The sequence below is a fragment of the Chitinophaga filiformis genome, from assembly GCF_023100805.1.
In the GTDB taxonomy this organism is placed as follows: domain Bacteria; phylum Bacteroidota; class Bacteroidia; order Chitinophagales; family Chitinophagaceae; genus Chitinophaga; species Chitinophaga filiformis_B.
Genome location: NZ_CP095855.1, coordinates 6,610,634 through 6,631,078, shown reverse-complemented (window position 1 = coordinate 6,631,078; position 20,445 = coordinate 6,610,634). Strand labels below are relative to the sequence as shown.

The 20,445-nt window shown below is 45.9% G+C and carries 19 protein-coding genes and 1 tRNA gene; 9 read left to right on the top strand and 11 right to left on the bottom strand.

The genetic code is table 11. The features are described 5' to 3' along the window. Nucleotides 1-107: 107 nt before the first annotated feature. Nucleotides 108-875, top strand: a complete 768-nt coding sequence (locus tag MYF79_RS25805) for a basic secretory family protein (protein WP_247810768.1) — start codon at nucleotides 108-110, stop codon at nucleotides 873-875. A gap of 341 nt (nucleotides 876-1,216) precedes the next feature. On the opposite strand, the gene MYF79_RS25800 is transcribed toward MYF79_RS25805, so the two are convergent. Then, a complete protein-coding gene (locus MYF79_RS25800) occupies nucleotides 1,217-1,852 on the bottom strand; it encodes a hypothetical protein (RefSeq protein WP_247810767.1) in 636 nt (211 codons plus the stop codon). 117 nt (nucleotides 1,853-1,969) lie between these two features. Here MYF79_RS25800 and MYF79_RS25795 point away from each other — a divergent pair, with 117 nt between their 5' ends. Next, nucleotides 1,970-3,787: a glycoside hydrolase family 15 protein gene (locus tag MYF79_RS25795; protein ID WP_247810766.1), complete on the top strand. Its 1,818-nt coding sequence runs from the start codon at nucleotides 1,970-1,972 to the stop codon at nucleotides 3,785-3,787. A 3-nt stretch (nucleotides 3,788-3,790) separates the two neighbouring features. Here MYF79_RS25795 and MYF79_RS25790 read toward each other — a convergent pair whose 3' ends face one another. From MYF79_RS25790 to MYF79_RS25780, 3 genes are all read right to left on the bottom strand, one after another. Further along, nucleotides 3,791-5,317, bottom strand: coding sequence for a TolB family protein (locus tag MYF79_RS25790; protein ID WP_247810765.1), 1,527 nt, complete (start codon nucleotides 5,315-5,317; stop codon nucleotides 3,791-3,793). 150 nt (nucleotides 5,318-5,467) lie between these two features. Next, entirely contained in the window at nucleotides 5,468-6,394 is a 927-nt protein-coding gene (locus tag MYF79_RS25785) for a S1C family serine protease (RefSeq protein ID WP_247810764.1), read from the bottom strand. A gap of 251 nt (nucleotides 6,395-6,645) precedes the next feature. Further along, nucleotides 6,646-7,632, bottom strand: a complete 987-nt coding sequence (locus MYF79_RS25780) for a GlxA family transcriptional regulator (RefSeq protein ID WP_247810763.1) — start codon at nucleotides 7,630-7,632, stop codon at nucleotides 6,646-6,648. Nucleotides 7,633-7,777: 145 nt separating this feature from the next. Between MYF79_RS25780 and MYF79_RS25775 the strand changes: the two genes are divergently transcribed. The 4 genes from MYF79_RS25775 (at nucleotide 7,778) to MYF79_RS25760 (ending at nucleotide 11,133) form a co-directional block, all read left to right on the top strand. Continuing rightward, complete coding sequence (locus MYF79_RS25775) at nucleotides 7,778-8,620, top strand: alpha/beta fold hydrolase (RefSeq protein WP_247810762.1); 843 nt, start codon at nucleotides 7,778-7,780, stop codon at nucleotides 8,618-8,620. Between the two features lie 155 nt (nucleotides 8,621-8,775). Beyond that, nucleotides 8,776-9,354 carry a Crp/Fnr family transcriptional regulator gene (locus MYF79_RS25770; protein ID WP_247810761.1) on the top strand — a complete coding sequence of 193 codons (579 nt, stop codon included), beginning with the start codon at nucleotides 8,776-8,778 and terminating at the stop codon, nucleotides 9,352-9,354. A gap of 115 nt (nucleotides 9,355-9,469) precedes the next feature. Then, a complete protein-coding gene (locus MYF79_RS25765) occupies nucleotides 9,470-10,327 on the top strand; it encodes an SDR family oxidoreductase (RefSeq protein WP_247810760.1) in 858 nt (285 codons plus the stop codon). A gap of 137 nt (nucleotides 10,328-10,464) precedes the next feature. Beyond that, nucleotides 10,465-11,133, top strand: a complete 669-nt coding sequence (locus MYF79_RS25760; RefSeq protein ID WP_247810759.1) for a MerC domain-containing protein — start codon at nucleotides 10,465-10,467, stop codon at nucleotides 11,131-11,133. Nucleotides 11,134-11,149: 16 nt separating this feature from the next. Here MYF79_RS25760 and MYF79_RS25755 read toward each other — a convergent pair whose 3' ends face one another. Continuing rightward, the gene (locus tag MYF79_RS25755) at nucleotides 11,150-13,189 is read right to left on the bottom strand and encodes a gliding motility-associated C-terminal domain-containing protein (protein WP_247810758.1); all 2,040 of its coding nucleotides are present in this window, start codon (nucleotides 13,187-13,189) and stop codon (nucleotides 11,150-11,152) included. A 144-nt stretch (nucleotides 13,190-13,333) separates the two neighbouring features. On the opposite strand from MYF79_RS25755, the gene MYF79_RS25750 reads away from it, so the two are divergent. Continuing rightward, nucleotides 13,334-13,418, top strand: a tRNA-Ser gene (locus tag MYF79_RS25750). A gap of 548 nt (nucleotides 13,419-13,966) precedes the next feature. Here MYF79_RS25750 and MYF79_RS25745 read toward each other — a convergent pair. The 4 genes from MYF79_RS25745 to MYF79_RS25730 form a co-directional block, all read right to left on the bottom strand. Then, nucleotides 13,967-14,335, bottom strand: a complete 369-nt coding sequence (locus tag MYF79_RS25745; RefSeq protein ID WP_247810757.1) for an SDR family NAD(P)-dependent oxidoreductase — start codon at nucleotides 14,333-14,335, stop codon at nucleotides 13,967-13,969. 197 nt (nucleotides 14,336-14,532) lie between these two features. Then, a complete protein-coding gene (locus tag MYF79_RS25740) occupies nucleotides 14,533-15,225 on the bottom strand; it encodes an SDR family NAD(P)-dependent oxidoreductase (RefSeq protein WP_247810756.1) in 693 nt (230 codons plus the stop codon). A 29-nt stretch (nucleotides 15,226-15,254) separates the two neighbouring features. Further along, complete coding sequence (locus tag MYF79_RS25735) at nucleotides 15,255-16,109, bottom strand: DsbA family oxidoreductase (protein ID WP_247810755.1); 855 nt, start codon at nucleotides 16,107-16,109, stop codon at nucleotides 15,255-15,257. Beyond that, nucleotides 16,099-16,461 (bottom strand): DoxX family protein, encoded by a 363-nt coding sequence (locus MYF79_RS25730; protein WP_247810754.1) that lies wholly within the window; start codon nucleotides 16,459-16,461, stop codon nucleotides 16,099-16,101. Before MYF79_RS25730 ends, MYF79_RS25735 begins: the two co-directional genes overlap by 11 nt. A 130-nt stretch (nucleotides 16,462-16,591) precedes the next feature. Here MYF79_RS25730 and MYF79_RS25725 point away from each other — a divergent pair, with 130 nt between their 5' ends. Further along, nucleotides 16,592-16,957, top strand: coding sequence for a winged helix-turn-helix transcriptional regulator (locus tag MYF79_RS25725; RefSeq protein ID WP_247810753.1), 366 nt, complete (start codon nucleotides 16,592-16,594; stop codon nucleotides 16,955-16,957). 687 nt (nucleotides 16,958-17,644) lie between these two features. On the opposite strand, the gene MYF79_RS25720 is transcribed toward MYF79_RS25725, so the two are convergent. After that, the gene (locus MYF79_RS25720; protein WP_149695632.1) at nucleotides 17,645-17,953 is read right to left on the bottom strand and encodes an RNA recognition motif domain-containing protein; all 309 of its coding nucleotides are present in this window, start codon (nucleotides 17,951-17,953) and stop codon (nucleotides 17,645-17,647) included. Between the two features lie 636 nt (nucleotides 17,954-18,589). Between MYF79_RS25720 and MYF79_RS25715 the strand changes: the two genes are divergently transcribed. Beyond that, a complete protein-coding gene (locus MYF79_RS25715) occupies nucleotides 18,590-19,429 on the top strand; it encodes an SGNH/GDSL hydrolase family protein (protein WP_247810752.1) in 840 nt (279 codons plus the stop codon). A gap of 124 nt (nucleotides 19,430-19,553) precedes the next feature. On the opposite strand, the gene MYF79_RS25710 is transcribed toward MYF79_RS25715, so the two are convergent. Next, on the bottom strand, nucleotides 19,554-20,441 hold the full coding sequence (locus tag MYF79_RS25710; RefSeq protein ID WP_247810751.1) for a helix-turn-helix domain-containing protein: 888 nt from the start codon (nucleotides 20,439-20,441) through the stop codon (nucleotides 19,554-19,556). Between the last annotated feature and the right edge of the window lie 4 nt (nucleotides 20,442-20,445).

Below are 20,445 nucleotides of genomic sequence, written 5' to 3'. Positions count from 1 at the left end.
GTGAGCGGGAAATACAGTAGAGGTACAGACGTACGAAAATGGCGCTTATTGCGTTTAATTTTATGAGATCACTGTTCATCTGCCTCCTATGTAAACCCACTCACAAAATGAGACACTCGCTAAATTATTCCATGATTATTGGTACCCTTGGTATCTTTTTACTGTCCGCCTGTAGCAAATCTGAGCTCCTTACTCCTGACCCGTCCAGAGAAGCCATCAATGAAACAGCCAACATCGCAGGCGATGTGACGGCCGCTGCCACTACACCTGTTGGCACCGTTGTGTACACCAGTAATGGTTACAAAGTGACCATCACCAACAAGGATGCTACCTTCGATGACGCTGTACGTCAGAAATTTGTAGACATTTTTTTTAGTGTTTATCCACAGCTGGTAAGCAGGTTCAATACCGGCGCCGTTAAATCGGTTACGTTCGTGATAGACCCCGCTTATAGCGGCGTAGCCTATACTTCCGGTACTACCATTACCTACAGTTCTGCATGGTTCCATAGCCATCCGCAGGATGTAGATGTTGTAACGCATGAGATCATGCACGTGGTACAGGCATATACCGGCGGCGCTCCCGGTTGGCTGACTGAGGGTATTGCTGATTATGTCCGTTATAAGTATGGCGTGAATAACGGCCCTGCCGGATGGTCACTGCCTAACTGGTCGTCTTCCCAGTCATATACCGATGCCTACCGTGTTACCGCACGTTTTCTGGTTTGGCTGGAACTGCACGTACGCAGCACGATCGTGACAGATCTGAACACTGCATTACGTAACAGGACCTACACGGCCAATACCTGGGTAAGCCTGACCACTAAAACTGTTGACCAGCTGTGGGCAGATTATTCCGCTAATCCTGCATTGTAGCAGTCCATTCATTCCGCTCGTAGCATTGCCATAATTGAATAATAACCGGGAGGGGATGAACGGAGATCTGCGTTCATGCAATGCTGTACAATAAGAGAGCATGTATCAGCTTTTGATGCATGCTCTCTTTAATTCGGATACCTGCCGGAAAACACTGGTTTTTGTGTAATTTTCAGGGGCTTATTTGCGTATATCCCTCTTTCCTGCCCCGGGTCATTTTTTATGTACTTCAGTGAAGTTCCATTTTTACTCCAGGCTCTTTACGTTCAGATACCATGAAGCTGGACAATGGTTTGAATGATCCTCCGCTTGTGTTATGCCTTTGACACCTTCATGTTTTATCAGTCAAAAAAGGGATCGGGTGCTCTCCTGTCAATATGAAAGGCCTGGTCAAGGTAATAAAGCACCGTTTCCGGCGCTTTGGCTGTGCGTACCAGCTCACGTAGCGGAGTGACTATCTTCGGATATTCATCAATAAATTCCAGTCCTTCTACCTGTGCCAGCTGAAATGATTGCATCAGTAAGCGGAATCGTTCCAGCTCTGCGCCCCAGTACCGGATGTATTTACTTTCGCTGATGCTGAGTTCTATGAGTATATCTTTTATCTGGAACAGCAGTCCGGCTTCCAGCTGGCAGTCCTGCGTGAGCTCCTCCCTGTATTTTTCCAGTTCTTTGAGTACAAACTGCTTCTGCAGCAAGGGAGTGGTAACCTGGTCTTCCTCATACATGCCATATACGCAACAAACCTTATCCGGCAATGTGGCTGCCAGCGCCTGGAACAAAGCCCATAAACGGCTGTTGTTGATATTGATCATGGCCTGGAAGCGGTAGGGCAGGCGCGGATTTTCATTAAGGGTAAGGGAATACCCTTCCACGATCTTCGCTTTCCTTCTTTTAAAGAGGATCTCATCGATGTCCGGCCGGTAATCTATTTCCTCATCTGAGGGAATACGGACGGTAACGGGCAGTTCTATCATACTGTAAAGATAAGGGAACAGGAGCTGCGGAAGCTGGATGGTAACGGAATTCCCTGTGCGCCACCTGGCGGTAACGGAAACGGGATGCTTTAGGCATGGTTCATGATAAATACCAGTATGAAGCATCAGGAAAGACCATATCAACGCATTGAAAATTATGGTATTATCGGCAACCTGGAGACAGTCGCCCTGGTTTCCCTGACAGGGTCGATTGACTTCATGTGTTTTCCCCGGTTCGATTCTCCTACCATCTTTGCCGCCCTGCTGGATGCTACCAAAGGTGGTTATTTTTCTGTTGAGCCGGAGCTGAAGGATTATACCTCCAAACAACTGTACATCCCCGGTACTGCCATCCTGCTTACCCGCTATTTCTCCGACCAGGGTATTGCTGAGCTGACGGATTATATGCCCATTGCTGACGTGAAAAAGGAGACAGATTGTACGATCGTCCGAAAGATCAAAACCATCCGGGGAGATATCACTTTCAAGGTGAATTGTGTGCCCCGTTTTGATTATGCAGCCGCCAGACATGAAGCAGTATTGGGAAAGAAAAAGAACGAGATCATTTTTACCCCTGTCAACGATGGGAATGTGCAGCTCCGCCTGATAGCAGATGTGCCCCTGCGGCTGAAACACAAGAATGGATATGCAGAATTTACGCTCCGGGAATCGGAAGTAGCGCATATCGTGTTGCAGGCAGTTAAAAAAGATAATAAGGAGCCTTTAGCCGGCATTGGGTATTATACGGATATCTACCACGAAACCATCACGAAATGGCGGGAATGGGTAGGGAAATCGACTTACAGGGGACATTATGGGGAGTTGATACAACGCTCGGCCATCACATTGAAATTACTGACCTCCATGAAGTTCGGTTCCGTAGTGGCGGCGCCTACTTTCGGTATTCCCGAAACGTTGGGGGGCAACCGTAACTGGGACTACCGTTTCACCTGGATCAGGGATGCCGCCTTTACCATGTATGCTTTCCTGAAACTGGGCTTTTACGACGAAGCCACTGCCTTCATGAACTGGATATTTAACCTCTGCACAGAGAACAAACTGCAACTGCTGTACAATATTGATGGTGGTAAAGCAGGGAGTGAACAGGTGCTGAAGCACCTGGACGGATATAAGGGCTCCAAACCTGTCCGCATCGGGAATGCTGCGGCGGGGCAGCGTCAGACGGATATCTATGGAGAGTTGATCGATACAGTTTACATCTACAATAAATCTTACGAGCCCATTACCTTCGAATTCTGGGCATTGATCAGGAAACAGGTGGAGTGTGTCATCAGTGACTGGAAAACGCCTGATCATGGCATCTGGGAAATCAGGAACGAGAAACGGGAATTCCTGCATTCCCGTTTAATGTGCTGGGTGGCCATGGACAGGGCCATTAAAATTGCGCAGCATCGCTCATTTCCCTATCCCGAAACGGAATGGCAGACCGTTCGTGACGAGATCTATAACGACATTTACCATAATTTCTGGAATGAGGAACTACAGGCATGGGTACAGTACAAAGGCGCCAAAACAGTAGATGCCGCCGCTTTGCTGATGCCGTTGACCCACTTCATCACTCCCCTGGAACCGAGATGGCTTTCCACCATGAAAGTGATAGACAGGGAACTGCGCCTGGATGTACTCATTTACCGTTACCGGAACCACCTGGAAAAGATTGACGGACTGGATGGGGAGGAGGGGACTTTCAATATGTGCTCATTCTGGTATATAGAGGCCCTTGCCAAATGCGGTGAACTGGATCTGGCAATAGAGAGTTTTGAAAAGATGATCGGTTATGCCAATCACCTGGGGCTTTTTAGTGAAGAGCTGGGAAAAAAGGGCGAGCACCTGGGGAACTTTCCCCAGGCATTCACGCACCTTGCTTTGATTAGTGCTGCCGTTGAGCTCAACAAGCAGATGAGTCGTGTGTAAAGGTCATTTTCCCGAAGGAAATACAGGAAACAGCAAACTGGTATTGCTGATAAATGCAATGCGCTTACTATCGGGCGACCAGGAAGGCGTATTGATCGTTCCCTGCCCGCCGTACAGGTAGGCAATCACTTTTGCGGGACCGCCAGTTGCAGGCATCAACCGTAAATAAACATGTTTATAGAACGGATGATCTGAGGGTGCTACTTCTTCTTTCAGGAAGGAAAGGAATACGATCCATTTACCATCCGGGGAAATATGCGGGAACCAGTTATTGAAACCATCATCCGTGATCTGCGTCTGTTCAGAACCGTCGGCTTTCATCCGCCACAGCTGCATTAATCCGTTACGCGCGGAGTTGAAGTAAATGTACTGCCCATCCGGCGTGTACTCCGGACCGTCATCCAATCCAGTGGCGGTGGTCAGCCTGACTTCCTCTCCACCGGCAGCGGGCACACGGTAAATATCAAACTCTCCGTTGCGCTGTCCGGTAAACACCAGGTACTTTCCATCCGGCGACCAGCCATGCATATAAGAGGGACCTGTTTTGTTGATCCGTGTAGGATCGCCTCCCGTACGCGGCACTACATAACCTATTGAAGCGCCTTTTTCCCCGTCACCACTGCTGATGGCAAGCATCTTTCCGTCAAAGGATAATACATGATCATTATTGTTCTTCTTCGCTTCTCCGGTGTGGATCAGGGAAGGCGTTTTCTTTTCCAGGTCAAACTGGTACAGCAATCCGTCAGCATTATAGATCAGCGATCTGCCATCTTTGTTCCAGTTAGGCGCCTGTATGGAACCGGGAACCTGGTACACAATAGTGCTGTTTTGCGTGTTGATGTCCAGTATTTCGAGCAGGCTGCCTATATACTGGCGGTAGGGCACCAGTGTGTCTGGTGCAGGTACCGTGATGCGTACATTACTGAACACCGCTTTCTCAACAACATCAGCATTGTGCGAGCAGACGAACAACCCTGCATATACTTCATCGCCCAGTGAAAGCTGATCCAGTTTTTCGCTGATGAATGTTTGTCCGTTTCTGGCCACGGATAAGGTGAATGTATTTCCCTTCCGCTCCAGTTGCACAACGTCGGCAGCAGTGAGCGATGATTTTATTTCTTCTGTATTTCCCCCGGTAGTGCGCCTGAACTGGAGGGAGGTTAAACCATCACCATGTACAACGCCATTCACGTGGGTGGCACTGGTATCCAGCGAGCTGCGTATCATCAGGCCCCATTTGCGGTGTGCTTCTTTTCCCTTGCCGATGAAACGGGCATTGGTACGGAGAATAAAATCTCCTTTCATCTTTTTCCAGGCAAAGTGAAACTCATCACTGCCAAACCACATATTCTTACCTGCGCCGCTGATGGTGTATTGCTGCGTCTTCGGGTCGTACCGGGTGCTGCCGGCGTGTTTTACCTTCCCCACATCTGTTTGTCCGTCGAAAATGCCTGCTGTCTGTGCAGAGAGCCTGGTTAGCTGGCAGAAGGCCAGCAGGCTAATGGTGAATAACAGCAATTTCTTGCCCATATGTAAATAGTATAACGTGAATAACTGAAGGCAGGTGAGCCGTGGAATCTTATACTGTCTAATTTACAGATGTTTCCCCGGGAATGAAAGCCTTCAGCTGGTAGCAGGCGCTATTAATTTACATAGTAATGATGGCGGATGTTACTGCACTCAATCTCCTCTTTCTATTGGTGTGATGCGCAGTTCATGCTTTTCATTGTTCCGTATCACATTGATATATTGGAACTGACCTATTTTATCCGCCGTCATCATTTTAAAGAACTGATCGGTGGTTTCTACCGGCTGATCATTGAACTGGTAGATGATGTCTCCATTGAGTATACCGGCTTTAGCCGCAGGACTGTTGCGTTCTACTTTGGAAATAAATAAAGCCTGTTTGTTCTTTAGCTGGTGAATGGTACGCAGCCTGGGTACGAGATCGATCTGCTGCATGGCAACACCGATATAGGCCCTTTTGACTTTACCATAGAGGATCAGCTGGTTGGCGATCGCCTTGGCGGTATTAATGCTGATAGCGAAACAAAGACCCTGTGCTCCGCGAATGACTGCTGTATTGACGCCAATGACCTCCCCGTCGCTGTTAATGAGCGGACCACCGGAATTGCCGGGATTCAGCGCAGCATCTGTCTGTATCATAGCATCCATCATCATACCGTCCTGTCCCTGTAATGATCTGCCCAAAGCACTGATCACGCCCGCGGTAACGGTATGCTGGAATCCGAGGGGATTACCGATGGCAATGACCATCTGGCCGATCCTGAGCTCGTCGGAATCGCCCAGTTTCACGGCACTGAATTCCCGGGCATCGATTTTCAACAGCGCCAGGTCTGTAGCGGGGTCCTGGCCAGCCAGGCTGGCGGGGTATATACGACCGTCCTGCAACATTACTTTCAGGCTGTCGGCCCCGTTTACAACATGACTGTTGGTGAACAGGTAGCCGTCGGAAGAGAACAGGAACCCCGAACCTGTCCCGGACACGGTTTCCTGGTTACCGCTGGCGTTAAGTCTTTCTATTTTGACAACTGCCGGACTAGCTTTGTCCACAGCGTCAATTATCACTTGAGAGTATGCATCCATAATTAAAATTGTATCGATTTTTTTAGATGCATCAAATACCTTACCTCAAGTGAATCTGGACAGACTGGCAGGAGCAGGTGGATGTAATCTGTCAGAAAGATCGCCGGCTGTCAATCAGGCTGTAAAATGAGCAGATGATATGTACGTCTGACCATGTTACTGAATAATGGGACGCAGGGACATGAAACCATGGTATCGTCATCTGTAGCAATATTACCAGCGTTTGGCTGGGCAGGAATGTGAACCGGACCTTAAAATGAGCTTCTGAATCTTTTCCGGTATTGTGATGGTGTAACATCCATCGTTCTCAGAAATACTTTTCGCATATTCTCTGCATTACCGAATCCTGTTTGCGTGGCTATTTCATTCTGTGTCAGTTTCTTTTCCGTGAGGCTCCTGCAGGCCTGTTCCAGCCGCAGTTTTTCTACGTACCTGGCAGGTGTGATCTTTAGTTCCTGTACAAATACCCGGGCAAAATTGCGGGGGCTCATGGCTGCCTGCTGTGCCAATCGTTCTACCGTGATCTCCTCATGCAGGTGCCTGTGCAACCAGGCCAACGCCGCCTTCACAGGTTCATAGTCTGTTTCCTGTGCTTCAAGCATGGTACTGTATTGCGACTGGTTGCCGGGACGTTTGAGGAAAAGTACCATCTGCCGGGCAATATCCAGTGCAAAAGATCTGCCCATATCTTCTTCTACCAGTGCCAGTGCCATGTCCATACCGGTGGTTACGCCGGCAGATGTATAGACGTGACCATCCTTTACAAAAACAGGGGTGCTCTCCACTTTCACTTCCGGGAACCTGTCTGCCAGTTGCTGGCAAAGCCGCCAGTGTGTAGTGGCGCGTTTCCCGTTCAGCACGCCCGCCTGTGCCAGCATGAAAGTGCCGGAACATACAGAGCAGATCCTGTGTACCTGTTCCGCCTGCCTGGCTATCCAGGGGATCAGGTGTTTGTCCAGTGGCTGGTGTTCATCTGCCGGGATACCGGAAAGAATGAGCGTATCGATCGGGTAATCAATTTCTTCAAAAGTGGATTCGCAAAGAATAGGTAGAAAAGAAGAAGTGATGATCTGGCGGGATTGCTCGCCCGATACCGTATGTACGATGTAACGCGTGTCCCTTTCCCCGCGTTGGGCCAGTAAGGCGGCCCTGTTAAATACTTCCAGTGGTCCGGCCATATCCATTAATGCGGAATTGGACGGCACCAGTATGACGATGTGTTTCTCTTCCTTTGACATAGTTTAAGATAGCATGAGTAATTCCTCATTGGCAGGAATTACCTGTTTTTTGTCTTCCTGTGCAAAATGTCGTGAGACTAATTTTGTTTTCATGAGACAAAGAACAATATTATTATCACTGTTTATTTTTCTATTCACTAAGAACATGCAAGCACAAATGCCGGATGCAAAATTCATACAGATCGAAAGTACAAAGCTTTGTTATTATGAGCAAGGGCAGGGGGATGTGATACTCCTGTTACATGGCTGGCCGCAAACATCTTATGTATGGCGTAAGGTTATGCCGGAGCTGGCAAAAAATAACAGGGTGATTGCGGTAGACCTTCCCGGTCTGGGAAACAGCAGCGCTGCAGAAAGTTATGATACCAGGACAGTGGCAGATATCATCAGTAAATTCATCACTACACTGAAAGCAGGGAAGGTACACCTGGTATCTCATGATGTGGGCAGCTGGGTAGCCGTTGCATTTGCATTGCAGCACGAAGAACAGTTGCATACCCTGACAGTTATAGATGCTGCTGTTCCGGGGTTGATGTCTGACGAGGTGTTTAAGCCGGATAATGCAAAGAAGATATGGCAATTCTACTTTCATGCAGTAGCCGATATACCGGAGTTGCTGGTGGTGGGCAGGGAAAAAGGATATCTTAACTGGTACTTCTCGAACAAGTCATTCATTGCATCTGCCATTAACGAGGAAGACAGGGATGTATATGTACAGGCTTATAGGGGAAAGGAAAGGCTGGGTCGTGGTTTTGAGTACTACAGGGCTTTTAACCTGAGTGCACAGCACAACAGGGAAATCCAGCACCGGTTGTCGATACCCGTGCTGGCCATCGGCGGCCAATATGCACTGGGAGAACAGATCGGTAACGCACTAAAGGCTGTCACAACGCCAAAGGTAGTGGTGATAAAAGATTGCGGACATTATGTGCCTGAAGAGCAGCCGGAAGAAACTATAAAGCAGATAAGGATGGCCATCGGTGGATAGGTCTGTCCGGGACTGTGCACCTTCATCCACAGGAGCTGCGGAAACCGCATTAAGTTGTGTTTCCTGTGACTCCTGTGGATCATTGCTGTCTGCGAATAGAAATAGTCAGGAACGCAGTCGAAAATGTTATCTTTGCTGATAATCTACAGCAATAAATGTTCGACGTATTTATACAATACCTCAGGGACAAGATCACGCTTTCTGAGGAAGAAGTGGAGATGATCCGTTCTGTAAGTATTTTGAAGAAACTCCGCAAACGCCAGTTCCTGCAACAGGAAGGAGATGTATGGAGATATAATGCATTTGTCGCCAAAGGTTTGCTGAAAACCTTCTCGATTGACAGCAAAGGGCAGGAGCATATTATGAACTTCTCACCCGAGAACTACTGGACGGGCGATCGTGAAAGTCTTACCAATGAGACGCCTTCCCGTTTTAATATTGACGCCATAGAGGATTCAGAGGTCATCCTGATCGCCAAGGGTAATTTTGAAGAGCTCTGCCGGAAGATACCCCAGCTGAATGACCTGGTCAATGCCATCATACAAAAGAGCTTTATTGTATCCCAAAACCGCATCCATGCCAGTATCACCTTATCTGCTGAAGAAAAATACCAGGACTTCCTGGATAGATATCCCTTTATTGCCAGCCGTGTACCGCAGCATATGATCGCTTCCTACTTGGGTATTACTCCCGAGACACTTACGCGTATCAGAAGGAATGCCGCGAAAAAATGAGATCATTCCGTCAATTCCATTGACATTTGTTTGCTTTTTTTTCGTGTTTTTGTCAATGGAAGAGGCCTCCCCAGGGAGGTAACTTTGCTTCATCAATAACATAAAATCTTAAACGATGAGCAAAGTAATCTTCATTACAGGAACAAGCACAGGTTTTGGTAAACTTACTACTATCACTTTAGCAAATGCAGGACATACTGTAATAGCAGGGATGCGCGATATCAAAGGTAAAAACGCGGATGTTGCCAAAGAGTTGGCCGCTGTGCCTAATGTAGACGTGACAGAGATTGATGTGACCGACGATGCATCCGTAACACGTGCTTTTGAGCAGACGCTTGCCAAATATGGAAATATAGATGTGCTAGTGAATAATGCCGCGGTGTCGGGCTTCGGGCTGCTGGAAGCATATAGCATAGACAAGATACGCCAGATGTTTGAAGTGAATTTTTATGGGGTGATTAGGACTTACCAGGCTGTACTGCCTGCCATGCGTAAGGCTAAAAGTGGCCTGATCATTAACATTACATCGGGCGCAAGTGGCCATACCCTGCCTTTTATGGTGCCCTATCTGGCTTCCAAATTTGCCGTGGAAAGTATTACTGAAGGGGTGCAGGATGAACTGAAACAATTCGGTATTGAGAATGTCTCCATTCAGCCGGGTGTTTATCCTACAGAAATGAACAATGGCAGTAAAGCCGGCGTGTATGCAGATAAGGCTGCCATTGCAAAAGAATATGACCCGGTAGCAACCGAGCACTTTAATGCCATGGGCGCGGCGCTGTTTGGCAAGATGGAGGCGTTTAAAATGAACCCGCAAACCATTGCTGACGGTATACTGGAGCTGGTGAATATGAAGGCAGGTACCCGTCCTTTACGTTTCCCGCTGGATGCCGTGGCACAAGGTACTGATATCGAGTTTATCAATGCCCGTGCGGAAATAAAGGAAAGATGGCTGGCTAAGTATAATAACTGATCGTTAGTTGAACTGAATATGTGACTTATATATGTAAGCCCGCCCTTCAAATACATAGTAATACGACCAGGATATACTTACATTCTTCCCTTTTAACGTCAGAAGAATGTAGGCATGTTCTGGTCATATCTTTTTGCATGGAACACGGTAATAATGCCCGGGACCGTCATATCTGTAAGGTACATGTGACTGAGCAGCATCATCCGCCAATGATCTTCCGATCTGAATACCCCTGCCAGGGGGAGGCCAAATATGTTTATCCAGCCGCTAATTATTCCAAATACTTTTTGCAGCATTGTTTCAATTATTTACTTTTGTTCCCCGGAGAAAGTAAATGCACACCCGTTGATAAAGGAATTTTTGACAGAAAAGAGGAAACCATGGAGAAAACTGACAGAATTACCGGAATGAGGCCCGCATACCAGGTAAAATGGGATGCCATCGGCATAGGCGCATCACTAGCCTGTGCTGTTCATTGTGTGTTATTGCCTGTTATTTTTACCACCTTCAGCCTGTTTGGGATAGAAATACTGGAGAATACCTTCCTGGAAGTCTTGACGGTATCGGTGTCCATGACAGCGGGCGGCTGGGCCATTTGGAAGGGGTATATGCGCCTGCACCGGCAGAAGGCAGTACTGGTATATTTTGCAGCAGGGCTGTTGCTGATGATTGGGGGCAATTTTGTAAACATTGTATCCTTGGAAATGGCGCTTAAAATTTCCGGTGCTATACTACTGGTCACCGCGCACATCAGGAACTGGAGAGGCTGCCGGGATTGTGAAGCTCATACCTCATCAATTGCATAAATAAGCGGCCGTACTGCTAACGCAGCAGTACGGCGGTTCCTTTACGGAATACTTTCTTACCGCTATCTTTTATAGTATAGCGGAGCATCCACACATAAGTGCCGATATCGGCCGGCTTTCCTTTTACAGTACCATCCCATTTTTTGGTCCAGTCCGTAGTCTGGAACACCAGTTGGCCCAGGCGGTTATATACGGAAAATTCCAGGTCTGTTGCCTTATAAGCACTTAATGGATAGAGGAAGTCATTCACTCCGTCATTGTTAGGAGAGAATGCAGAGGGCACATCAATATAACAGCTTGTTACTGCTTTAATGATATGGTCTACTGTATCCATACAATGAAGATTGTCTTCTACGATTAACCTGATCCGGTAGTCCTGTTCCTTACGGGTGGGATAATATCGTTGAGGTACAGCGTCGGGGCCAACAGTGACAACCCCGTTCCCGTAGTCCCACAGATAAGAGACAAGGTTGCCGTAACTCTCATTCTTAGGCGAGATGACATCCATTGGGCAATAAGGCCCCGGATCCACATTGAATAATGCGGCCATTGTCCGTTCAAGATTGATGTCCCTGGCAACAGAATCTGTACAGGTGCCATTGGATACAAACAGGAAGACGTGTTTCATTCCAAAGTCGCCATATATTTTAGTGGCACTTTGCGTATAACGGTTATCTGTGCTATCAAATGTCCAGCGCCAGTAATTCACACCGTTGGCGCCATCATGTGTGAGGTCCAGCGTACTCACCTTACAGTTTCTGTTCAGGCCAAAGTCAAAATCAGCTGAAACGGTGTCGGCTGTATGAAAGGTGACTGTCTGTCCGATAACGGCTGGCTGGCCGCATTCTCCCAGTATCGGATCGCCGTCGGTGCCGGTAGTTAGTGTGATGGTATAGTTGCCGTCCCTTACCAATGCTTGTGACAGCTGAATGATCAGGGTATCGGTCAGGTTATTTGCATTACAATTGCCGGTAGCTCCGCGGATGGATGCCAGTGGCGTTCCTGTTATCCTGAAATCGCTTCCATTAGCGGCAATAGAGCCGCAACGTACAGGTACAGACAGCCCTATCCTGATCTGGTCGGGCGCACAGCCTACAGGGGCTACGCCACGCAGTTCTACCGGAGGAGGGACTGCAATACTGAAATTGGCGCTTTCTCCCTCCGCCAGGGCATTACCACATACATCCAGGACGGTATTGCTATCGGAGCCATTCCTGACGGCGATGGTATAATCACCGGGCGCCAATGGTGCGCTTAATTGTACGAGCAGTGAATCACTATCAAAGCCATTGGAGCAATTCACGCCGCTTGCACCTGTGATGGTACCTGTACCTTTTATGAAAATGAACTCCGTTCCCTGGGAGGTCAATGTTTTACAAAGTGTTTTCTTGGTGAGTTTTATGCCGATGGTGCTGTTCAGACAATTGTAAGTGGCTGATTGAATAGCGGGGATGCCAGGACTGGTAATGTCCGCAGTGCCTCCTGTAAATTCCAGGTCATATCCTGACTGTCCTTCTGGTGTAAAGTGACTTAGCAACAGCAGGTATTCGTGGCCTTGTATGAGATTGGGCATGCCGCTCCACAGGGGGACTCCCATCCCTCCGCATTCCTGCAGGGAAGTTCCTGCCCCGGATGCGCCTGTCACGCCACCTTCACCGGACCAGTTCCGGCAAACAAAAAGGCTGCGGTCAGTAAATACATCATCGGGCGAATGACCCGTTACATCGAAGAGCTGCCAGTCATAATCGTCAGATAATACTTTAGGGGTGATCTTAAATCCTAATGTTCCTGCTTTGTAACAGGTGAATTTATACCAATAGGGGTTAACGTCTGTAAGTCCGCCGTCCTGTCCTCCCGGACAAGGGGGACCTATAACGGAGCGTCCGCCGCATTTGGGCACTGACTCCTGGCTGAATACTTTGGTGCCGCAAACCGGGAACGCAGTGGATGGGTTCTGCCCGATCGCAGTGCAGGTGGATTGCTGCGCCTGAATAGTATCAATGTGTATAAACATCAGGCAAAGGAGCGGGTACAGGAAGATGAATTTTGATCGCATGTTATTCCGTACTGGGTATCAGTAATACCTAAAAATAGTTTTTTTTTACGAGCAAACCCAACAACACAAAGGATTTTACCGGAATGAAAGCGAGTATGGAAAAGTTTTTTTTTGAAAATTAAATCAGTTTTATACTTTTGCAGCGGAGAAATGGCAGAGCGGTCGATTGCGGCAGTCTTGAAAACTGTTGACTGTAACAGGTCCGGGGGTTCGAATCCCTCTTTCTCCGCTAAATAAACCGAGCGTTTAGCAAGAAATTAAAAGCCTTCAGATGAATAATCTGAAGGCTTTTTTGTTTGTGAGTGATCGATGCGCAGTCTCTGCATGAAATGATTTTGACTGTAACAGGTCCGGGGGTTCGAATCCCTCTTCCTCCGCTAAATAAACCGCGCCTTCAGATAAAACGTCTGAAGGCTTTTTTGTTTGTGAGTGATCGATGCGCAGTCTCTGCATGAAATGATTTTGACTGTAACAGGTCGGGGGTTCGAATCCCTCTTTCTCCGCATCCGAGTAAAAGCTGGTATAATTAAGCAAAAGTGGTCTTAATTATACCAGCTTTCTTTATGTAAGAAGGCCATTCATCGTCTTCATTCATAAAGGAATCGTAAGTAAATAGGTTCGTTGTCTGAAAGTAAGGATCCTAACACCTGTCACTTTTCCGCCACTTACAACAAGTAAGTAGCTTGCCTGAAGTAGCCTGTTGCTTAGAAAAACAATCCTCCGGAAACGTTAATGCGATCTCCCGCCATCCGGTAGCGTCGGAAGCAATCAGTACTACTACCTTAGCAATATCCTCCGTGCGCGACCCAAACGTCCCACGGTGTCATGGCGATAATGTGTTTCCATTTCATCTTCGGAAATAAAAGTTTCTCCATCGCCTTCATTGACCATTACTCCTGGTGCCACTGTGTTGACTCTGCTCCCTCGACCGGCCAGCTCTTTTGACCAGGCTTGGGTCAGTACATCTATTGCTGCTTTTGTTGCGCTGTACAAACTGGTCTCAGCCTCGGGATGTTCACTCTCGCCAGAGCTTATGTTGATGATGTTGCCGCCCTCTTTGCTAAAATAATTGATGGCCTGCTGCGGCGTCAGGAACGGTCCGAGTACGTTGGTGTTAAAATGCCTGTGGAATTTTTCCTCCGTCACCGCTAGTCTCTGGAGGCAGCAGCATCGAGGTCAGCAAAAATTTACCCTCTTGCTGGAACTGTCTTTCGTGACGTCGGCAAATGAGGGAACAAGTTAGAGTGCCTATTAGCCCAAAACATTCTTCGATCTCCCAGTCATTTCCTGAAGATAGATGAAAATCTCTTTGATTAATTTCTGCATTAACCTTTCCGCGAAATTCACGACAAGATGATTTCTGCAATATCCCGCTGCTTATGGAGGTTCCAGTGCGCATCTGCAACCTCTGCTGCTGTTATCGTCGGCATTCCTTCAGGAAAATCCCCTTTGCTTTCACTAATGTTTTCACTTATAACCAAAGCGCCTATGGACACAATACCTGCATAAATATTGTCCTCTTTCAAATCCATATTAAGCAGCCGCACATAATTTAATAACGCGCCTGCTGCAACCCCAAAGCTGGCGGTTCTATTGACGGGATTCTGAGCGGATGATGCGGTCGTGAACAGGATGCTGCCGTCTTTTCTTTCCAGCATTTTTGGGAGTACGACCTGCACGGCAGCTATAGCAGCAAGTACCTGGTAATCGAGATGATGCTGTTCATTCGCCACATCTATATTTCTCGCCATCCGAATACTTTCCCAGGTGGGGGTTGGACTAAATTCCAATACATCAATTGCTCCGTAATAATTGATAACCTCCAGCAGCGAGCGGGTTAAATGCCCCCTGTCTAATATGTCGGCCTGGAAAGACGCGGCCTGAATACCTTTCTTCCGTAAATCGTCCTTTAGCATATTCAGTTTTTCCATGTTTCTCGCAAGCAGCGCAACATTGTATCCCTCTTTTCCAAATCTTTCTGCTACAGCAAATCCTACGCCCGGACCAGCACCGATAATGACTATTGTTTTTTTCATATTACTCTCTCGTATTTTATATTGATTAACTAATGTGTACACTCATTACCGGGTGTACAGGTCGCACCCTGAGCAACCTGAAGCAGACCAGAGTTATCCTTCTTCCATTCCGCATAAGCAGTTTGCAATACTTTGAGCATTTCAGTACCGGAGCTAGCACCAGCGATAGCATACTTGCGATCTATCACAAAGAAAGGAACTCCTTTTGCACCCAGCCTGTATGCTTCAGCCCCGTCTGCTTCCACCTTATGTTGAAAAACAGTGTTGGTGAGCGCTTCTTTTACATCATCATTCGTCAGACCTATATCATTTCCCACTTCTGTTAGAACTGCATCATCAGAAAGATCCTTTCCATCTGTGAAGTATGCATAAAACAGGCGCTCTTCTGCTTTTTCTCCCAGTCCTTTTGTTTTTGCCATCTGGATCAGGCGATGAGCTTTCAACGAATTAGTGACAAGCGCTTTATCGAAATGATATTCAAGCCCAGCATCCTTAGCCATCCTTACTACCTGTTGATGCATGCCAACCGACTGCTCATAACTGATTCCTTTCCGTGCAGCCACAAACTGGTAAATATTTTCCCGATGCTGTGGCACTTCAGGAATGGAAGGATCAAGCTGGAAACTTTTCCATTCCACCTCTATTTTTTTACTGTCAGAAAATTGCACCAGGGCAGCTTCCAAATTCCTTTTGCCTATATAGCAAAATGGGCACATCACATCGCTCCAGATTTCTATTTTCATTTTTTTCTGCATTTCTTTTTTAACGGTATCATTATTTCTGTTATCATTTATTCCGGTTATAGTCTTGCGCTCACCGAACAGATTAGCGGCAATCAATGTCAAAAGAAAGGCTACGATTACTGCAGGCGTTTTATTTGGCATAGCTTAGTTTTCTGAAATAATAATAGGATACACATAGCATTGCAAACGGAATCAGCGGTGCCACGCCTTTTCCAACACCATCAGCTAGCCAATGTGCCAGGCTGGCGGAAAGCAGTAATATTCCGAAAGCGACATAAGCCCATTCTTTAAACATCCTGGGTATGGCAGGGATGAGGATAATTACCGCACCAACGATTTTACAGATGTCTAATTCAAGATTGAAATAAGCAGGGAAGCTAAGTCTGTGTATGGTTTCAATCAAGTAGGCCTGCGGGGCAAAATAGGATGGAAGCACAATCAAAGCCATTCCAATAACAGTAATTATCCAATAAATTCTTTTTTCTTTCTGCATGATTCTAATATTTACGGCATAAAATTAATTTGACATAACTTTACAATTGTTATCTGTTACCTTTTAGAAACTAGTTTCCTTGATGAAATCAAGTGGCTATTGATAAAGTAATTACAGTAATTTGAATCATATGAATGCAAAGAAAACAGCCTTGCGAGCACCTGATTGCAGAGAGCAACTAATTGCGATAAAGGATACCATGATCTTGTTATCGGGGAAATGGAAAATTCAGATTATTGGATGGCTGCTGCTATATGGTAAGGTGCGTTTTATGGATATGCTGCGTGGGATAGACGGTATTGCTGCTAAAATGCTCTCTAAAGAGTTACAGGAACTTGAGCAGAATGAAATAGTGATCCGAACTGTAATGTCTACGAAGCCGATAACTGTGGAATACGAACTAACGAAACACGGTAAGACTTTAAGCGTGGTAATTGACGCTATTTCGGCCTGGGGAGTTACGCATCGAAAATTCCTGTTTAAAAAAGAAAGGTAATGAGGTCATCTGTTTTATGTGCATACATCATAATACCGTGCGGCACAAAGGTAATTACCCCTAAAGATGTAAATGAAATTTGATCCATATCTGGCTTTCAACAGATTTTTATTTCATTTTACCAATAATGTTGTGAATCTCAGATAAATATTCTGTAAATAGGTTCGAAAGTTGTCCCCCGTAGCCCGCAAAAAAGCAAAACCCGCTCATAGTGCAGGTTTTGTTTTTTTTATTGTATAACATGGATTTGTTAAGTTATTTGTTTTCAATCCAATAAGTGTTCGAAGTCTAATCGTTTCTACGCTTAGGGTGCCAGCTAACTAATTGTTGAATAAGGCTTCCATCGTGATTTCTTTCTGTATAAGATTAACATAGTTATCATTCTTCTTGGCTCCATATGTAGTTATGAGAGTAAGAAATAATGTCTTACGGGTTTCAGTTTTCTGTCGAAAAACTCTTTCTTTTTGCGCTAATGCAGCAGCATATTTTTTGTCTATAACGAATTCAGAAATGGAAAACTTACCTGAAAACTCAAAAATCAGCTCCTTCTGGTAAAAGTTCCGGATCAGAAAGGTTTTCCCAATTCAAACGTAAAAGCAAAGCTACAAACTACTTAACGTATTCTGCGGCTTTGCTCCCTGCTCTCTTAACAGATGAAGGTAATCGACGTTTTAAAACATCCAATTATTAGTATCTGGGTCTAAATCCAGGTCTTGGGCCGGATCTGGAGAAACGATTATTTTCCGGTCTTTCAGGTTTTGGACGAGCCTCATACACTACTATTGTCTGGCCAGCAACTACCGAATTATTCAATTCCTTAATTGCCTGTACTGCATTGGAATCGTCTGGCATTTCAACGAATGCAAAGCCCTTAGAACGGCCACTGTACTTATCATAAGCCACATTAATACTATATACAACTCCAAATGGGTCAAATAAAGACCATATCTCATCTTCGGTTGTTCTATCACTTATATTACCTACAAAAATATTCACAAATATAATTTTAATTAAATATTCATACTGCTGAAAAACAGGAGATGAGGAAGAAAAAGAGGCTCAAACTAAATCAGAAGAAGCCAAATGCAACCCTGCTAAAGTTAGAGCAATAAATTGAGTATTATAGGATTTAATTTATGGGGATTGGATTATTAGCATTAGCACATAATCTGCGCAAAAAGCAGCTTAAAATGGTTGAAGAATATTTATTTTGATGAAATGATCGATGCGCAGTCTCTGCATGAGATGATTTTGGCTGTAACAGGTGCGGGGGGCTAATCCCTCTTTCTCCGCAAAATAAAAGCCTTTAGATGTATTCTGAAGGCTTTTTAATTGAATGCTTAAAGTAAATGGGAATTACCTCTCTACTTATTATATTCATGGTGTAAAAGCTTGTAATGATCCATTTTCTGCACTTAAACAGCGTCAGGTTTTCATTTTTAGTGGGCAGTTGCAAGCCAGCAAAATAATGCTAACTTACCGGCTTACGATAGCACAGGGATAATTAACATAAACATTGCAGTTTATACGGTATAAGACAAAAAGCGCCGAAAATAGTATTAACACTTGAAGATTACAATATTCTACCAGCGTTTCATCAACGCTCAAATATTTGAAGTTTTAAAAAGGCATATGAAAAAGTATTTACCAATATTACTTGCCATAATTTTACTGTGTTCATTCAGGGAGAAAGAATTAACCTGGGTAGCTATCGGCGATTCCATCACCTATCTCAACGACCATCCGGATGAAACCGGTAACAGGGTATCTAAGGGCTATTTAACCCGCCTGAATGAGATATTACCCAATCTGAAATATATCAATCAGGGTCATAACGGATGGACATCAGGTGCAATTGCCGGTAACATTGATAATCTCGGTCTGGTTAAAGCGGATGTATATACTGTTTTTCTTGGTACAAATGACTGGTGGCAGGGCAGACCGGTAGGAAAGATAGATGACTATCAGCACGACAGCGGGAATACAACAGTTTATGGCTCCTTCCGGATCATTATCAGTAAGATCCGCCAACTGAATCCCGGGGCAAAGATCGTATTGATCACACCCATGCAGCGTAACGATTTTATTTATATCGCAGACGCTAAAAATAATGCCTTCGGTTCCTACCAGAAGAAGAACGGGCAAAGCCTGGAGGAATTTGCAAATGCGGTTTTGACCATCGGACGCTATGAAAAGATTCCGGTCGTTGACCTGTATCATCATCCACTGCTTAAACTGGAAAACATGGTAAAGTTTAAACGTCTGAAAAATCCCAAAGATGGTAAATATGTTAATTATACTTACCCGGCATTTGTAGGCATACCATTCAATCCTGAAAATGACGAATATCCTTACCCACTGGATGCTGTAAACCTTACATATGACGGATTACATCCATCAGATAAAGGAAATGCTGTCATTGCATCTGCGCTTGCAGATGTATTCAGGCGACTTGGCTTATCTCCTCGTTAGGAGGTAAATTATCTCTGGTTGTCAGCAGACAAAAGGGCCCAATCATAACCGCCTTTTTCCTTACGCTACATTGCATTACGATGTCGTCATTTGCATAGTTGGATTTCAAGCTTGTTCCCGGTAATCAGTTAAAAGCCTGACGGAATTCCAGCGGCGACAAATTCGTCTTCTTTTTGAAAAGTGTGCTAAACGATTGCGCATGCTCAAAGCCCAGGGCATAGGCGATCTCGCTGACCGAAAGATTGGTCGTAGAAAGTTTTTCTTTGGCTTTCGCGATCAGTTTTTCATGAATATGCTGCTGTGTGTTCTGCCCGGTATGAACCCGAAGCAGGTCACTCAGGTAGTTCGGCGACAGGTTCATCTGCGCAGCAATATATTGTACCGTGAGCAACCCCTGTACGTCGCTGTTAAAGTAGTCATCGATCAACTGCTCGAACCTGGTCAGTAGTGCTGAATTATTATTCTTGCGGGTCAAAAACTGCCGCTCGTAAAAACGGTTGGAGTATTTTAACAGGCTCTCGATCTGCGTCAGAATGATCTCCTGGGTATGCTTATCGATATGCTGGCACTCCTTATCAATTTTATGGAGGATCGTGATCAGGTCATCTTCTTCCTCGGTCGACAGGTGCAGCGCTTCGTTAACCGCGTAATCGAAAAAACCGTATTGATGAATACTGTTCGCCAGCGTATGCTGTAACAGGAAGTCCGGGTGGAAGATGAGGAGATAACCGGACCCGCATTCCATATTTTGCAGGTCCAGTTGTTGCACCTGGTTGGGGGCGGTAAAACTCAATACTCCTTTATCGTAATCATAATGCTGCTGTCCGTACCTGATCTTGCCTTTGGCATCGCGTTTGAGCGCCACGCAATAAAAGCGGTTAACGAAACCTTTCCAGATCGGGTCTTCCAAGAAGACACTTTCCGCCAGATTGATCACGCTCACCAGCGGGTGGCGAGGTTCCGGCAATGACAGCAACCGGTGAAATGCTGATATGGAGTTGATGGAGTTCATAAAC

Bases quoted from the DNA above. Each gene is read 5' to 3' on its own strand.
- MYF79_RS25755 (WP_247810758.1), bottom strand. From the start codon at position 13,189: ATGCGATCAAAATTCATCTTCCTGTACCCGCTCCTTTGCCTGATGTTT.
- MYF79_RS25740 (WP_247810756.1), bottom strand. From the start codon at position 15,225: ATGAAAAAAACAATAGTCATTATCGGTGCTGGTCCGGGCGTAGGATTT.
- MYF79_RS25780 (WP_247810763.1), bottom strand. From the start codon at position 7,632: ATGTCAAAGGAAGAGAAACACATCGTCATACTGGTGCCGTCCAATTCC.
- MYF79_RS25735 (WP_247810755.1), bottom strand. From the start codon at position 16,109: ATGCCAAATAAAACGCCTGCAGTAATCGTAGCCTTTCTTTTGACATTG.
- MYF79_RS25800 (WP_247810767.1), bottom strand. From the start codon at position 1,852: ATGATAGAACTGCCCGTTACCGTCCGTATTCCCTCAGATGAGGAAATA.
- MYF79_RS25775 (WP_247810762.1), top strand. From the start codon at position 7,778: ATGCAAGCACAAATGCCGGATGCAAAATTCATACAGATCGAAAGTACA.
- MYF79_RS25710 (WP_247810751.1), bottom strand. From the start codon at position 20,441: ATGAACTCCATCAACTCCATATCAGCATTTCACCGGTTGCTGTCATTG.
- MYF79_RS25770 (WP_247810761.1), top strand. From the start codon at position 8,776: ATGTTCGACGTATTTATACAATACCTCAGGGACAAGATCACGCTTTCT.
- MYF79_RS25790 (WP_247810765.1), bottom strand. From the start codon at position 5,317: ATGGGCAAGAAATTGCTGTTATTCACCATTAGCCTGCTGGCCTTCTGC.
- MYF79_RS25760 (WP_247810759.1), top strand. From the start codon at position 10,465: ATGGAACACGGTAATAATGCCCGGGACCGTCATATCTGTAAGGTACAT.
- MYF79_RS25725 (WP_247810753.1), top strand. From the start codon at position 16,592: ATGAATGCAAAGAAAACAGCCTTGCGAGCACCTGATTGCAGAGAGCAA.
- MYF79_RS25795 (WP_247810766.1), top strand. From the start codon at position 1,970: ATGAAGCATCAGGAAAGACCATATCAACGCATTGAAAATTATGGTATT.
- MYF79_RS25785 (WP_247810764.1), bottom strand. From the start codon at position 6,394: ATGGATGCATACTCTCAAGTGATAATTGACGCTGTGGACAAAGCTAGT.
- MYF79_RS25765 (WP_247810760.1), top strand. From the start codon at position 9,470: ATGAGCAAAGTAATCTTCATTACAGGAACAAGCACAGGTTTTGGTAAA.
- MYF79_RS25730 (WP_247810754.1), bottom strand. From the start codon at position 16,461: ATGCAGAAAGAAAAAAGAATTTATTGGATAATTACTGTTATTGGAATG.
- MYF79_RS25715 (WP_247810752.1), top strand. From the start codon at position 18,590: ATGAAAAAGTATTTACCAATATTACTTGCCATAATTTTACTGTGTTCA.
- MYF79_RS25805 (WP_247810768.1), top strand. From the start codon at position 108: ATGAGACACTCGCTAAATTATTCCATGATTATTGGTACCCTTGGTATC.